A 14,555-nucleotide genomic window follows, 5' to 3' on the forward strand; every position below is an offset into this window, starting at 1 on the left:
TGTTTCAAATAAAAATTGACTGCGGGCTCATTGGCAGATCCGGTTGACACTGTCATCGCTTCAAAGTCCGCACCTTAAGTGGAACTCATATTTGACCTATCCCTTCTCCATTTAATACGTAAAGTAACCCTTAAAAACACGGACCCCTTTTCTATCGTGCAGCTTCATTCCAATGGAGCACATCAGGCTCCCGATTCTTTTAGTATACTTACAATTTCCTGATATCCATTATTCTTGGCGTGCTGCAAAGGCGTTACACCTTCCCTGTCACTAATACTGAGATCACTCCCGTAGTCCACCAATATTTGTACAATTTTTTGATAATCCCTGCCGCCATCCCCTAGAATGATCGCTTCCAATAATGCTGTCCAGTGCAGATTATTAATATGATTAACATCTGTATCAGAATTGTTTAAAAGCTCTTTCACGACGTCAACATGACCTCTTTCTGCAGCAGGTATAAGTGCCGTTCCGCCATACCGGTTCGTGAGCGTCGTATCAGCTCCTCCTTCAACTGCAAGTTTTACAATGTCAAGAAACCCTTCTGCCCCTGCATATAAAAGCACATTACCCTGGTTGTTATCCCGTATATCAATATCCGCTCCTCGTTGAATAAGGGCATCTGCAGTACCTGTGTGATGTTCACGGGTTGCGGCCATTACAGTGGTCATTCCATGTTCATTCGTAGCATCGATATCTGCACCCTTTTCCAGAAGCTCCAGGACGTTCTTCGTGTCCGCACATTGAGCGGAGTCGATTAATTGTTGATTCATAGTATCTTTCCCCTTTTCTTTTGACACGTCTACCGAGGAGTCAGAGGTTAAGTGACAAGCGGTAAGCAAAAACAAAAGAAGCAGACTGACTAACATTTGTCCTACCTTCATAACCCCCTTACTCTCCCTCCTCTTTTATCACTTTATTCAGCTCTGAACTAGTGTGCCAGCTTCTGCGTTGTGAAATTTTTTATATCCATAAAGAAAGAGGTGGGGATCTTTCCTCCACCTCCAACAGTTAACATACATGGAATTCAGTTTTTAATTTTGCGGCATCCCCCCGCTTCTTCAATCCTGCAGTTTTGTCATCGTTGCATAAATCGAAACGCGCGCATCACTGGTGTTGGTAAAGCCGAGCTGCTGCTTGGAGTTACAATAAATCACATCACCAGCTGATACCGCCATTTCTTCATCGTCGACTAAAAAGATTCCATCGCCGTCGATAACGTACAAATACAATTCACGATGGGGATGATTATGCGCTTTCATATGCTGTCCAGGTAAAAAGTTCAGCACGAATGCGGTACTGTGGTCATTTTTAATCAGATTGACTTTGGTAAATCGTTCATCATTGAACTGCTTTGCGTCTTCAATTGAATAAACATGCATAGTAGTCACCTTCTTTTTAAAGATATAATAGTATGGACCTAAATCGATTATACCATACGGTCCATGCATAGAGGTTCTATAGCGGCTGACAGCATAATGGAGCGCTTAAAGAATACCCGGGCAAAAAAACGGGAAGTACTACTCAATCAAAGATTCCAGTACACCTTCCCCAAACAAAGCCCACGTATAAATACAAAGAAATTCAATAGTGATAATGACTATAAATTTCACCCAGGAAATTTGCTGTAATTGTAAATAATAAAAACTTCCCAAAAGTACATAAAAACTGGCCAGATGAGTATATTCAGCTGTAAGAGGCTCATCTAACGGAGTGAAATTCAATCCAAGATAAGCAAAAAGATTAAAAACAGTTAACAAAACCAAGCCAGCTACATTCAAAATGTGAACATAAAGTTTTTTCAAAGTAACATCCTCCTTCTTAACGGGCTCCAACTATTCAATTACAAAGTGTGACTTCCCTTCTGAAGGTGCAGGTGGTCTATAAAATATAAACTGCTACAAAGATAGTAAAACCGGCTGAAAGAAAGAGTGTGAAGGCAGCCGGTTTTCGGTTTTGATATTCGTTAATCCCCAATATGATAACCAACCCGCTCAATCAACAACAGCAGGTAAGGTCCGAAATCAGCCGTTCCGGTTATGAGGCTATACCCGGCCAAGGTGGTTACAACGACGCCCAACACTATTTGAAGTATTTTCACTGACAGCTCCCCCACTATGTAACATCATATGTACGTGGTAACTCTTCCGACTAGTATTCCGCTTGTATTTTAAGATACGATTTTCCTTCTTTATAATAGTTATTGAATTTTTATACTTATTTTTTGTTTATTATTATGTTCTGAGTAGCTACTTAGTATTATATAAAATGTTTTATCTTATACTGATCGACCGGGAACACGTAGTACCTGTCGACTGTTTTTTAACCACTATCAGATATTTATTTATTTTTTATGATGGAAGGACCTAAAAACAACGCAATATAAAAAGTAACCATAAGATACAAAAGGATGTAATCAGCTTTTACAGTGTTCATTCCTAATAAATAACTATTAATGGTCAGAATTACCGTTAATATTATAGTCGACACCAAAAAGACCAGTAATGAAACCTTATAAATTTTTCCGTTTACTTCTCCCCACTCCTCCGTTTTGTCGGACTTCTTTCCGCTTCTTCTTAATGATTCTAAAATAACAAAAGCCGACACACCGAAAACGAAACCCGGTACGCCTACTCTTCCGGAAATTAAACCTGTAACACCTGTGAATAGGATTATGCTTACCAGTATCCCATAAAAATACTTAACGATAATCCGGCCCTCCCTTTCAAAATATTAAAATTCCTAACAATACTAACAGTGTCTGTCCTTTTGCCGGCCTTGAATTTACGGTTCACCCCTTCTTTTTGTCAGCTCTCCTCTTATTAATCCTGGGTATAATAAAATACCAGGAAACAAATCCCCCTATGGCCAAGCCTATAAAGTTATTCCACCTTATCTCTCCTTCAGCAAAGTAACTAAAGGACATAGAAACAACTGCGAAAACCACAGCTGAGAGAAGACCGTTTTTGAGTCTTTCACTCATCGAAAGCCTCCCTTTCACAGAATAGACTATAAAACAATCCACTTCTTCAAGATATAGACTGTCTTTTACCGATCACTGGACTGAAAAAACGACAGACACGATTTAACGTTATGGCAAACTCAGTTTTGTTGTTCGTCCACCATCGACTTGGTAGACCTGCCCGGTAATAAAACCGGCCTCTTCCGCTGCCAAAAAAGCCACAAGAGACGCCACCTCTTCAGGCGTACCTGTGCGAGCCACAGGGTGGATGTCTCCTATATCCCGCTGGAATGCTGCAGGATCTAGTGTGCTTTTGATGAAATCAAGATTCAATTCGGTATCAATCCAGCCGGGTGCTACTGCATTACAACGGATCCCTTCATGTCCGTGATCTACAGCTACCGCACGAGTCAATCCATGTATGGCAGCCTTCGTGGAACTATATGCTGCGTGTCCAGGGTTCGCTGCCAGCCCTTCCACCGCCCCGATATTGACAATGTTGCCTTTCGTCCTGCGCAAATATGGCAAAGCGGCACGAATCATCAAAAATGGACCTGTCAGATTCACATTGAGATTCCTCTCCCAATCTTCAAGGCTCATTTCTTCAATGGAACTCTCCTTCATCATTCCCGCATTGTTGACCAGTATATCCAGTCGACCAGTACGGGCGATGGCTTCTTTTATAATTCTCCCCGGTGCTTCCGGATCGGAGAAGTCCGCGGTAATAGAGTCGAATGCTTCGTCCTCACTCCGTTGCGCAGTTATGACCGTTGCACCTTCCTCACTCAGGCGTCTGGCTATGGCGCGGCCGATTCCTTTTCGTCCACCTGTCACCAGTGCTACTTTGTTTTCAAAACGTCTCATAATGAAAACCTCCTTATCATACAATCCAGTGGGTTACTCTTCGAAACAGTCACTTCTGATTATACAAGCAGGTACAGCAATGTTAAACGAAACCTAAAAAAGACTGGTAGTATTCCATCAACCAACTAATTAATGAACGTTCGTAAATAATTTAGCACGCTTTCTTTGATTCAGGTTAAGATAATTTGTAAGTTAAGTGATGAAAGTTTGCGAACGTTTGTGTTATGATATGAATGAATAATACTTAAGAAAAGCGGGGCTGTACGATGGAACACAGAAAATACGGATACATATATACCGACAATAATGAACGAAATAATAATGAACAGATTACCGGTCTAAAGAAAAAAAACATTCAGGAGCGGGACATTTTTACAGATGTGAATACTGATGAAAGCGTGCGAAAAGATAATTATGAGCTTCTTAAACGGATTCTTTACCCGGGAGATGTTCTCTACCTTTATTCCCTTGATCATCTGGGGCGTAGTAAAGAAGAGATTATGCAGGAATGGCACACTGTTACGAAAGAGCTTGAAGTAGATGTTGTCGTACTGGACATGCCTCTTCTGGATACGACAAAGTATAAAGACAGCATGGGGACATTTATTGCCGATCTCGTTTCACAAATGCTTTCCTGGATGGCCAAAAATGATTACGATGAGAGCGAGTTGCAGAAGGAAGAAGAAAGCGAAGTGAACAATTCCTACAAACGTTTGGGTCGCCCGAAAGCTGAGATTACAGATGCTTTCCTGGAAGCGTACAATGAATGGAAGTCAGGAAATATTACAGCGACGCAGGCGATGAAACAGGCGGAAGTGAAAAAAACGACCTTTTACAAACTCGTCCGGCAAGTAGAAGATGATATGTAAAGGAGTCCTGCTGTAATGAAAGAAAAATTCCCCTATATTGTTTATTGGTTCCTCTTTCTCTTGGGGCTTCACTCTTATTGGCAATTTTTCTTTGTGGATTACGGAGTGATTTATACAGTTTTTTTTACATTTATATGTGGTCTGTTCGGAGGGATGGTAGCACTGTTATTACGGAACTATAAATTAGTTACGTTAAGTTTCATGCTTTTAATCAGTCCCTATATCATCATTCTCAGTATGCACTACGTATAATTAGAAGAAGGAAGCTGAAAAAATCAGCTTCCTTCTCTATATAAGATAATTACTCTCTTCTGGTTGTTTAACCGGTATTAAATTTTATTTCGGAGTTACTACTAAGTTTAAAGTAGAACTAGATTAAAATTTAATGCCTATTTTACCCAAGTTTTTGGACTCCTTAATGTACGTAAAGGCTTCCTGGCAGTTCTCTGCTGAAAACATCTTGTCTACAACAGGGTGGATGTCGTGCTTCTCTATGAACTGAAGCATGTCCACCCATTCCTCCATACTCCCCATCGTTGAACCGAGAAGATTATACTGGCCATAAAAGAAACTTCTGATATCCAGTTCGAAAGTGTCCTTCGTTGTAGCACCGAACGTTACGATAGTTCCCCCTCTTCTTACGGCATCGATGGACTTCTGGAATGTTTCGCCGCCGATACTCTCGACTACTACATCAATCGTCTCGTCATGAAGAACTTCATTCCAATCATCATAGGTGAAAACGGCCCGGTCCGCTCCTATATCAAGAGCTTCTTTCATCTTATCTTCCGAACGTGAGGTAACGATGACACGTGCGCCGACTGCTTTTGCGAATTTCAGTGCATATGTCAGTACACCGCTCCCGATACCAGGCAGAAGAATCGTATCTTCCTCAGATATATTTCCACGGGTGAACATTACCCGGTAAGCTGTCAATGCTGCAAGAGAAAGCACTCCCGATTCATCCAGCGTAAGGTGATCAGGTTTTTTACGCACGTTCTCCGCTGGCATGACGATATACTCGGCGAATGTCCCGTCTTTCGGGAACCCTACGATTTCATATCCTTCCGGCGGAGCATCACTTTTCTCTTTCCAGCCGAGACCTGGATAGATAATGACTTCCTCCCCGTTTTGAAAATCTTTGACGTCCGCTCCCGTCTCTTCAATCGTAGCAGAAGCATCGGATCCCGGAATGAAAGGTCCTGATTCCGGGTCATGTTTGTTCTCGACGACCGCCACATCTCTCCGGTTCAGTCCACCCACGTTCACTTTCAGAAGCACTTCTTCGGCACCGGGCGTCCTTACGTCCATCTCCCTGTATGTAAGTCCGGAGATTCCCTGCTTGTGTTCATGTACAATCGCTTTCATATTACTGTCCCCTTTCTTTTAAGACTACCTTCAGCTTACCAATAATCTGTGGAAAATAAAATAAGAGTCCATCTTTTTAAGGATGGACTCTCGTTTTAAAATATATTAGTCAAGTACTTTGACAGTTACGGATTGACGTCCGAAGTCAAGGGCGTCACCCTGGCTAGGCATGAAGAGATCGATGCGGTTGCCGTTAATAGCTCCACCGGTATCACCAGCGATAGCTGTTCCGTATCCTTCGACCCATACTTTGGAACCGAGCGGGATGACGTCAGGATCGACTGCGATGACTTTCTGACCAGGGTTGGCTCTCAAATCCTGACCTGTAGCTGTAACACCGCTGCATCCTGCACAATAAGCTGTATATGCTGTAGCTTCAGCTGTGAACTGCTTCTGTACATCTCCCTGGGAGCTGCTTTCAGAAGAGCTGGCACTGCTGCTTTCAGATGCTGTGCTGCTACTTTGTTTCTGCTCGGATGCAGAGCTGCTGCTTGCACTGGAAGCCGCTTTCTCTTCCTGTTTGGAGTCAGAAGCTGATTTAACTGCCGCTTTACTTCCTACCGCCAATTCATCTCCAGGGTGGATCAGGTTACTGGATAGATTGTTCCAGCTTTTCACCTGAGACACGCTGATGCCATGGCTGCTGGAGATTTTGTGAAGTGTATCTCCGGATTTTACGGTATAGACGTTGGAATTTGTTGTTGTTTTTTCTGCCGCTTTACCGTCCACGCTCAACGACTGTCCAGGGTAAATGATGTTGGAGTTAAGGCCGTTGACGGATTTCAGCTGGCTTACCGACACATTATATTGTTTGGAGATGCCCCAAAGTGTATCTCCACTGTTTACGTTGTGATCCTCAGCACTTACTGTAGTAGCGAATGCTCCTGTAAGGGCTGCTGTAGTTGCTAGTGTAACGATTTGTTTTTTCATTTGTTAATTCCTCCTTGATGGTTATCTCTCATCTGCACAATATCCATAATAACAGGTGTACAGAATAATTTAAGAACAAGGAGCTAACAGTTTGTTTGCAATATTAACATTCACATTGCACAGACATTACAAAGCTTAGATTTGTTGAGCTTCCGCCTGAGCTTTAGGGTCATCGAGATACTCATCATATCTCATTTCTTTATCCACTATTCCATTAGGAGTGATTTCGATGATACGATTCGCCACCGTCTGTATGAACTCGTGGTCGTGCGAGGCGAAAATGACCGAACCTTTGAAATTGGCCACTCCTTTGTTCAGGGACGTGATCGACTCCAGATCCAGGTGGTTGGTCGGCTGGTCCAGAATCAAAACGTTAGCTCCGGAGAGCATCATTTTCGAAAGCATGCAGCGGACTCTTTCGCCCCCGGACAGAACATTCGGGCTCTTCAGTGCTTCTTCCCCGGAGAAAAGCATACGGCCGAGAAAACTGCGCAGGAATGTCTCCGTCTCGTCTTCCGGTGAATACTGTCTCAACCATTCGACTAGCGTTTTCTCGTTCCCTTCAAAGTATTCCGTGTTATCTTTCGGGAAGTAGCTCTGGGATGTCGTGACCCCCCATTTATACGTACCTTCATCCGGTTCCATCTCCCCGGCGAGTATTTCGAGAAGGGCCGTTTTGGACGTCTCGGAAGAACCGACAAGAGCGACTTTGTCGTCTTTATTGAGTGTGAAGCTTACATTGTCCAGCACTTTTTCTCCATCTATCGTCTTGGAAAGATTCTGCACCGTCAACAAATCGTTACCGATTTCCCTTTCCGCCTGAAAAGCTATATAAGGATATTTCCTGGAAGACGGCTGGATGTCATCCAGCGTAATTTTATCAAGCATTTTCTTCCGGGACGTAGCCTGTTTCGATTTGGAAGCGTTGGCGCTGAAACGGGCTACGAATTCCTTCAGCTGTTTGACTTTCTCTTCTTTTTTCTTGTTCTGTTCTTCTGCCATCTTTCTGGCAAGCTGGCTGGATTCGTACCAGAAATCGTAGTTCCCTACATATACCTGGATTTTCTGGAAGTCCAGATCCGCAATGTGGGTACATACGTTATTAAGGAAGTGACGGTCGTGGGAAACGACTACCACTGTATTCTCGAATTCGATGAGGAACTCTTCCAGCCAGCGGATGGCGTGGATGTCAAGGTGGTTGGTCGGCTCATCGAGAAGCAGTACATCAGGATTACCGAACAGTGCCTGGGCGAGAAGCACCTTAACTTTATCGTTTGCCGGAAGTTCCCTCATTTTTTTATCGTGCTGAGCATCATCTACACCGAGACCCGTAAGAAGTCGTGCAGCTTCGGATTCCGCTTCCCATCCGTTCATCTCGGCGAATTCACCTTCGAGTTCCGCAGCACGCATACCGTCCGCTTCCGTGAAGTCACCTTTCGCATAGATCGCATTTTTCTCTTCCATTACTTCATACAGTCGTTCGTATCCCATAATGACTGTTTCAAGAACATTGTATTCATCATAAGCGAAGTGATCCTGTTTCAAAACGGCGAGACGCTGCCCTTTGCCGAGAGCGACCTCTCCACTTTGTGCATCCAGTTCGCCGCTTAATATTTTAAGAAATGTCGATTTACCGGAACCATTGGCCCCGATCAATCCGTAACAGTGCCCTTCCGTAAACTTGATATTCACATCTTCAAACAGTTTTCTATCCCCGAAACGCAGACTTACGTTTTGTACTTGTAGCATAGTAACTAATCCTCCATTCAAAAATTCTCATTTATTATATCAGGAAATCACAAAATAAAAAACGCGGGCATCCGCGTTTCTACTGATTATAGTATAAGCTTTTATTCTCAACGACCTGAATCGTTCTTGTAGCGCGTTTCATTTCGCTGTCACAGACGGGGCATGTATGAACTTGTTTATCTTTGAAGTTGTCCCTCATCCAGCAGTTACAACCTTCCGCGGTACATTCCCAAACGGATGTTTCTTCCTCTGGTGCTTTCTCCTGATTCTGTCTTCCGAATGCCATACTATCTCACCTCTTATTCTAGAGAATAAACAATTGTTTTAATTTTACTACTTTTTTCCGGTTAAGTCAAAATTATATGGCACAAATGTGTAAATCGCGCCGGAGGTTTTACACCGCCATACCTGTGTGCTACACTCCAATTAACGTTTTTACGAAAAGGAGCTTTTCAATGAAAAAAGTATTATTACTCGTTCTGGTTGCAGCAGTCACTCTTCTGGCAGCATGTTCTTCCGGAGATGACGGAAAAAGCAGCAGCGGGGATTCCAAAGAAAATAAAGACAATTCAGGCAAAGCGGCAGCAGTCGTAAACGGGGAAGAAATTACCCAGAAGGAATTCGAATCCAATGTGGAAAGCGTCAAGCAGCAGTATAAACAATTCGGCATGGACGCTTCCAAGCAGGAAGATCAGATCAATAAAACCGCCATCAATCAGCTGATCGGCACAGAGCTTGTGATGCAGAAGGCGGAAGAAATGGATATTAAAGTATCGGATAAAGAAATAAACAAGCAGTTCGAGGAAATGAAGAAACAGTACAAAGAAAACGATCAGTGGGAAAAATTCCTTGAAAAAAATGATATGTCTCAGGAAGAAATTAAACAGGAAATGAAGAAAAGTCAAAAAGCACAGAAATACGTGGACAAAAACGTAGACGTTCCGGAAGTTACGGATAAAGAAGCGAAAGAACAGTATGAGAAAATGAAGGAACAGATGAAAGCACAGCAGGATGCACAGAAAGAAGAAGGCAACAAAGACGGTCAGAAAGCACAGCAGGATGCACAGAAAGAAGAAGGCAACAAAGACGGTCAGAAAGCACAGCAGCAGCAACTCGGCTCTTTCAAAGAGATGAAAGACCAGATCAAACAGCAGCTCGCTTCCCAGAAACAGAGCGAAGCCGTCAACAAACACATTGAATCCCTTCGTGAGAAAGCCGACGTTAAAGTTAATGTATAAAAGAAACCCCCGGAAATCCGGGGGTTTTTTTAGATGGAAGATGTCAGCTTTTCTTTAAGTTCCTGCAGCTCTTCCGTACTTACGGCATCTTCTCCGTTATTACGGAGTTTCCTGTAGTACTCTTTCACCTTCTCTTCATACCTGTCCATCAGATCGCTGACGGCATCAAGATAGGCTTCCTTGTAATACTCCGCGAAACTCTCCTCGACCGGAGTAAGTACTTTCCCGAAAATTCCGGGTAGCTGTTCTTTCACTTCTTCGCGTAACTCTTCTTTTCTGTTCCCTTCAAAGAGCTGTTTGGCACTCGAGTACCGTTGCAGCGAGATATCCAGATCTTCGGCCGTTTCCTCTATCTCGACGGTGAACGATGGGGTTTCCACCGACACTTCCTCCTTTTCTTCCTTGAAAGGTCTGGAGTCCGTCACGGCTTTTACCTGTTCCACCGTTTTCCGGCTTCTTTCCCGGAGAAGGTCGCCGACGAAACTTTCCATACGAAGACTGATGGCTCTGACTTCGTCGAAAAGCTCCTTCTCATATCTGTTCAAAAGACGATCCAGTGCTCTCACCAGCTGTGGTTTTATTTCTGATTTCTCTCCCTGTATATACCCGGGGTTGATTTCCTCTTTAAAGAAATCGGATAACTGCAGAATCTGCCGCTCCTCCAGGTAGTGGAACTGCTTGTCCACCTTCTGACCCACAGCAGGGGCTTCTTTCTTCCCTTTTTCTTCGAGAAGTATTTCGGATATCCGTCTCTCTTCCTCTTCCCATTTATCCAACTGTCTTTTCTGCTCTTCTTCATTTCCGGCAGCAAAATCAAGCAGCTGGGAAGTCACTTCCACGGTTTCTTCGAGATCGGAATGGACCGACTGAAAGACCATAGCCTGCAAATCTTCATGAATGAACGTACGGAAATCGCGTTCGAACGCGGGGAGGTTGCTCTCCTCTTTCTCTCCCTGCCTTGCTTTAAGGCTGGAAACGGCGTGCATCCTCGGGTTTCTTATTCCGTAGAAGGTGAGCTGGGATTCGATATAAGAGCGTACGGACTGAAGATCCTCTTCACTCTGGGCAAGATCACTGGCATTGATGATGAAAAACATTTTATCTACGGCGAATGAATCTTTTACCCGGCCGAGCTGACGCAAAAAGCCGGCGTCCGCTTTCGTGAAGGCGTGGTTATAATAAGTCAGAAAAAGGATAGCGTCCGCTTCTTTTATATAACCGAACGATACGTCCGTGTGGCGGTCGTTAACGGAGTCGGCTCCGGGAGTATCCACAAATGTTATCCCTTCCCTTGCATAAACGGAATCGACATAAAAGTCTATCGCTTTTACGAACACAGAGTGCGATTCATCTCTGACGTATGTTACGAATTCTTTCTGAGAGACTTCAAGGCGGCTTCCGATGTGTCCTTTAAGTTCCTCATAACCGTTCTGAAAAGCCTGCACCATCGTTCGTTTTCTCGTTTCCAGTTCATCGGTTTTCGTTCGTAAAATTTCTTCCGGACCGGAAACGTCAAGAAAATCGAACGATTCGATGAGTTCCTTTTCAGTAAGAAAGTGAACAGTCGCTGTTTCATTAGGGTGGTTATCCTCCGGAGGTACTACCCGGTTGATGGAAGCGGTCGTCGGGTTCGGGGACGTCGGTAAGTAGTCCCCACCCAGTAACGCATTTATGAACGAAGATTTTCCGGCACTGAATGCTCCAAATAAAGCTACCGTAAACTGCTGATGATCCACGCGGCTCAATTTATCTTTGATGGAGCGGGCGTAGGATTCGAGGAATTCGTACTCCCCAAGCACCGGCAGCACTTCTTCGGCTTTTCTTCTGATTTCGGTCTTTGAGCCGGACGGCCCGCTATCCGATGCCTCCGGCTGTTCTTCTTTTTGCAGTCGCTGGTCGTATTCCAGCTCCAGATCATTTTCAAAATCGGTTTCTTTTCTGGCCGCAAGTGCCGCCTCGGCCTGCTGTTCATCTTGTTCTATCTCTCCGTTATGCACCTGATACAGAAGTTTCCGTTTCCCCTCCCATTTTTCTTTTTGTCCATTCAGCTGTTCCTCGACCCTTTGTTTCTCATTCAGCTCTTCTTCCTCATCACCTGAAAGAGCGAGCTCATTTTCCTGCTGGGCGTCCAGCTGTTCTTTCATCTGTTTGTAGATATCTTCCGTCTCCTGCTGGTACAGTTTCAATATTTCTTTACTGAGGTCGTCCATATACCTCAGTACATATTCGCCGGTAACGTTAGCCCCGCTCGCAATCACATCTTCAAGCAGCTGCTCCGGTACCTGAACGTGAAACTGCTGTATCCGTTTCTCAAGATGTTCATCGGTCAGCGAATGGGTGTCGGCAAGTTCCCGCATACGATCACGCAGAGGCCACTCCAGGTTTTTTTCAAGAATCGCGGACAGGTTTTCATAAAAAACATCCAGCCGTCTCTTCCGCTCTTCACTGGTTTTATCTTTCGTGAATATAAGTCCCTTCTTGAAGTTCGGCTGCATCGATTCCAGATACTGCTGTGCATCATCTCTCAGGACAGCGGGGGTGATATAGGCATTCTTCAGAAAACCGCGTACTCTTTTCTTATACTGCTCTTCAAGTGAGTTCTTCTTTTCCATAAAATTGTGCTTGATCGTTTCTATCCGTTCCCCGGCTTCTTCGAGCGAGGACGTACTGTATGCTTCCAGTTCGGCTTCGTAAGCATCTATATCATATTTTTGCCGAAGAGCCTGTTCGCATTCCTTAAGTACTGACTGGATGTGGTTCTCCCCGTCCCTCTCCCTTATCCTTTCCTTTACGTCTTCACCCAGCAGCGCATTCCCTTCAAGACGGTTCAGGTGCTCCTGGTGCATCGACGTGTAAAAGATGTCCTGCGGGTGTAGTTCGTAACCATTCAGCCACACCCGGACCGAGGAGCTGAAATCATCGAAAGTCACTTCCTCTTCCTGGTGTTTATCCATCTGGTTAATGACAAGCGTGTAGGGAATCCCCTGATTCTCAAGCTCCGTCAAAAAGCTGCTGTTCACTTCCGACTGGACGTGGTTATAATCGACGACATAATACAGATGGTCGACGATGTGAAGAGATCCTTCCGTAATTGTACGATCCATATCGTCCGTGGAATCGACGCCCGGAGTATCGATGAACATGATGCTTTCAGGAAAGTCGACATCTGACTTATAAATGGAAAGGGAAGCGATCTGCCTGTTATCTTTACAGAGAGCCTGCAGACGCTCAAGATCGCGGGAAGCCTCTTTGGCAATCGGTCGTTTTTCCTGATTATAAGCAACCGCCATCTCTTCGCCTTTCTGAAGACGGACGATATTGGCACTGGTTGGAATCGGGCTCGAAGGAAGTACATCCGTCCCGGCGAGATAGTTGATCAGAGACGATTTTCCGGCGGAAAAATGGCCGGCGAATCCGATGATGAACGTCTGTTCAATCTCCTTTTCATATATATCAAGAACTTTTTCAGCCTGTTCGGTAAGCCCCTCTTCCAAAAGGAACGTATACAGTTGTTTAATCGTATGTGCAGATGTTTGAACGGTAGTCATAGTCGATCTCCTTTATTCTTGTTTAAATAAGTCCTGAAAGGCCGGCAGCTGATACGCGCCTGTCGCCTTGCGAACGGCAGTAAGTACTGCCTGTTCCACGACGTGTACGGCAAGCGCAGACAGCTGCAGGAGTGAAACATCCACTTCACCGCCGGCCATGACGAACAGAGCATCGCCGTCCATCACCGTATGTACCGGACGTATGCATCTTGCCAGGCCGTCATGAGCGGCGGAGGCGATGTGGTTAGCTTCAGACTTCGTGATATTCGCGTTCGTAGTAATACAGCCGATTGTCGTATTCATCCCTCCCGCTCCGTCCGGAGGATCCATTTCCCGGATAGATTTTGCAGTATCTAAGAAGGAACCGTTTTCCCGGGCTCCGGCAATGATTCGTCCGGTTTCAGGGTCTATTATATCACCGAACGCGTTCACTGCAATACAGGCGCCTACCTTCAAACCATTGACCTCTACGGCGCAGGACCCGAATCCGCCTTTCATAGCGGAATCGTAGCCTTTCATTTTCCCGACAGCCGCTCCGGTCCCTGCCCCTGCATTGCCTGAAGCGAAGTTTCCCCGATGAAATGCCTGATGTGCTGCCTCATAACCGTAGGAAGAATCAGGCCAGGCATCCCCCGAAAAAGGAAGAAAGTCGAATAAAATAGCCCCCGGCACGATAGGGATTGTATTGCCCAGCAGTTCGAAACCTATTTTTCTTTCCGACAAGTAGTTCATCACTCCCCCTGCAGCTTCAAGACCGAAAGCACTGCCACCACTGAGCGTGACGGCGTGGATATTCTGTACGGTATTCTCCGATTTCAGAAGATCGGTTTCTCTCGTCCCGGGAGCCCTGCCCTGGACGGACACACCGCCCACAGCGCCTGTTTCATGGATAATGACGGTAGTTCCTGTGCCGTTCTCTTCGTCTGTGCAGTGACCGTAAAGGAAAGGAGTGACTTCGCGTATATCTATACTTTTCATAGTGATTCCTCCCACGTTTAAATTTGATAGGAAAAAGGTACATAATGAT

The 14,555-nt window shown here is 44.8% G+C and carries 14 protein-coding genes; 2 read left to right on the forward strand and 12 right to left on the reverse strand.

Annotated elements, in window-relative coordinates:
* Positions 1-182: 182 nt before the first annotated feature.
* From BW931_RS05255 to BW931_RS05280, 6 genes are all read right to left on the reverse strand, one after another.
* Entirely contained in the window at positions 183-773 is a 591-nt protein-coding gene (locus BW931_RS05255; RefSeq protein ID WP_076570655.1) for an ankyrin repeat domain-containing protein, read from the reverse strand.
* A gap of 288 nt (positions 774-1,061) precedes the next feature.
* Positions 1,062-1,382 (reverse strand): cupin domain-containing protein, encoded by a 321-nt coding sequence (locus BW931_RS05260; RefSeq protein WP_076570509.1) that lies wholly within the window; start codon positions 1,380-1,382, stop codon positions 1,062-1,064.
* A gap of 138 nt (positions 1,383-1,520) precedes the next feature.
* Entirely contained in the window at positions 1,521-1,805 is a 285-nt protein-coding gene (locus BW931_RS05265) for a hypothetical protein (protein WP_076570511.1), read from the reverse strand.
* 76 nt (positions 1,806-1,881) lie between these two features.
* Positions 1,882-1,998 (reverse strand): DUF3953 domain-containing protein, encoded by a 117-nt coding sequence (locus BW931_RS13665; protein WP_076570513.1) that lies wholly within the window; start codon positions 1,996-1,998, stop codon positions 1,882-1,884.
* A gap of 793 nt (positions 1,999-2,791) precedes the next feature.
* Positions 2,792-2,983, reverse strand: coding sequence for a hypothetical protein (locus BW931_RS05275; RefSeq protein ID WP_076570515.1), 192 nt, complete (start codon positions 2,981-2,983; stop codon positions 2,792-2,794).
* 108 nt (positions 2,984-3,091) lie between these two features.
* Positions 3,092-3,826: an SDR family NAD(P)-dependent oxidoreductase gene (locus BW931_RS05280; RefSeq protein WP_076570517.1), complete on the reverse strand. Its 735-nt coding sequence runs from the start codon at positions 3,824-3,826 to the stop codon at positions 3,092-3,094.
* A gap of 266 nt (positions 3,827-4,092) precedes the next feature.
* Between BW931_RS05280 and BW931_RS05285 the strand changes: the two genes are divergently transcribed.
* Positions 4,093-4,695, forward strand: a complete 603-nt coding sequence (locus tag BW931_RS05285; RefSeq protein ID WP_076570518.1) for a recombinase family protein — start codon at positions 4,093-4,095, stop codon at positions 4,693-4,695.
* Positions 4,696-5,070: 375 nt separating this feature from the next.
* Here BW931_RS05285 and BW931_RS05295 read toward each other — a convergent pair whose 3' ends face one another.
* The 4 genes from BW931_RS05295 to BW931_RS05310 all read right to left on the reverse strand — a co-directional run bounded on the left by BW931_RS05295 (position 5,071) and on the right by BW931_RS05310 (position 9,028).
* Positions 5,071-6,063: a zinc-binding dehydrogenase gene (locus BW931_RS05295; protein WP_076570522.1), complete on the reverse strand. Its 993-nt coding sequence runs from the start codon at positions 6,061-6,063 to the stop codon at positions 5,071-5,073.
* A 105-nt stretch (positions 6,064-6,168) separates the two neighbouring features.
* On the reverse strand, positions 6,169-6,993 hold the full coding sequence (locus tag BW931_RS05300; protein ID WP_076570523.1) for a LysM peptidoglycan-binding and 3D domain-containing protein: 825 nt from the start codon (positions 6,991-6,993) through the stop codon (positions 6,169-6,171).
* Between the two features lie 135 nt (positions 6,994-7,128).
* Positions 7,129-8,742: an ABC-F family ATP-binding cassette domain-containing protein gene (locus BW931_RS05305; RefSeq protein WP_076570525.1), complete on the reverse strand. Its 1,614-nt coding sequence runs from the start codon at positions 8,740-8,742 to the stop codon at positions 7,129-7,131.
* A 79-nt stretch (positions 8,743-8,821) separates the two neighbouring features.
* Positions 8,822-9,028 (reverse strand): cold-shock protein, encoded by a 207-nt coding sequence (locus BW931_RS05310; RefSeq protein ID WP_076570527.1) that lies wholly within the window; start codon positions 9,026-9,028, stop codon positions 8,822-8,824.
* Positions 9,029-9,197: 169 nt separating this feature from the next.
* Here BW931_RS05310 and BW931_RS05315 point away from each other — a divergent pair, with 169 nt between their 5' ends.
* Positions 9,198-9,980 (forward strand): SurA N-terminal domain-containing protein, encoded by a 783-nt coding sequence (locus BW931_RS05315; protein ID WP_076570529.1) that lies wholly within the window; start codon positions 9,198-9,200, stop codon positions 9,978-9,980.
* A 29-nt stretch (positions 9,981-10,009) separates the two neighbouring features.
* Here the strand turns inward: BW931_RS05315 and BW931_RS05320 are convergent, their stop codons facing one another.
* Both BW931_RS05320 and BW931_RS05325 read right to left on the reverse strand, forming a co-directional pair.
* Positions 10,010-13,528 carry a dynamin family protein gene (locus BW931_RS05320; RefSeq protein WP_076570531.1) on the reverse strand — a complete coding sequence of 1,173 codons (3,519 nt, stop codon included), beginning with the start codon at positions 13,526-13,528 and terminating at the stop codon, positions 10,010-10,012.
* Between the two features lie 12 nt (positions 13,529-13,540).
* Complete coding sequence (locus tag BW931_RS05325; RefSeq protein ID WP_076570533.1) at positions 13,541-14,506, reverse strand: P1 family peptidase; 966 nt, start codon at positions 14,504-14,506, stop codon at positions 13,541-13,543.
* Positions 14,507-14,555: the final 49 nt, after the last annotated feature.

Source organism: Salimicrobium salexigens, assembly GCF_900156705.1.
Taxonomy (GTDB): Bacteria; Bacillota; Bacilli; order Bacillales; family Halobacillaceae; genus Salimicrobium; species Salimicrobium album.

Bases quoted from the DNA above. Each gene is read 5' to 3' on its own strand.
- BW931_RS05295 (WP_076570522.1), bottom strand. From the start codon at position 6,063: ATGAAAGCGATTGTACATGAACACAAGCAGGGAATCTCCGGACTTACA.
- BW931_RS05320 (WP_076570531.1), bottom strand. From the start codon at position 13,528: ATGACTACCGTTCAAACATCTGCACATACGATTAAACAACTGTATACG.
- BW931_RS05315 (WP_076570529.1), top strand. From the start codon at position 9,198: ATGAAAAAAGTATTATTACTCGTTCTGGTTGCAGCAGTCACTCTTCTG.
- BW931_RS05260 (WP_076570509.1), bottom strand. From the start codon at position 1,382: ATGCATGTTTATTCAATTGAAGACGCAAAGCAGTTCAATGATGAACGA.
- BW931_RS05280 (WP_076570517.1), bottom strand. From the start codon at position 3,826: ATGAGACGTTTTGAAAACAAAGTAGCACTGGTGACAGGTGGACGAAAA.
- BW931_RS05285 (WP_076570518.1), top strand. From the start codon at position 4,093: ATGGAACACAGAAAATACGGATACATATATACCGACAATAATGAACGA.
- BW931_RS05300 (WP_076570523.1), bottom strand. From the start codon at position 6,993: ATGAAAAAACAAATCGTTACACTAGCAACTACAGCAGCCCTTACAGGA.
- BW931_RS05255 (WP_076570655.1), bottom strand. From the start codon at position 773: ATGAATCAACAATTAATCGACTCCGCTCAATGTGCGGACACGAAGAAC.
- BW931_RS05305 (WP_076570525.1), bottom strand. From the start codon at position 8,742: ATGCTACAAGTACAAAACGTAAGTCTGCGTTTCGGGGATAGAAAACTG.
- BW931_RS05275 (WP_076570515.1), bottom strand. From the start codon at position 2,983: ATGAGTGAAAGACTCAAAAACGGTCTTCTCTCAGCTGTGGTTTTCGCA.
- BW931_RS05325 (WP_076570533.1), bottom strand. From the start codon at position 14,506: ATGAAAAGTATAGATATACGCGAAGTCACTCCTTTCCTTTACGGTCAC.
- BW931_RS05310 (WP_076570527.1), bottom strand. From the start codon at position 9,028: ATGGCATTCGGAAGACAGAATCAGGAGAAAGCACCAGAGGAAGAAACA.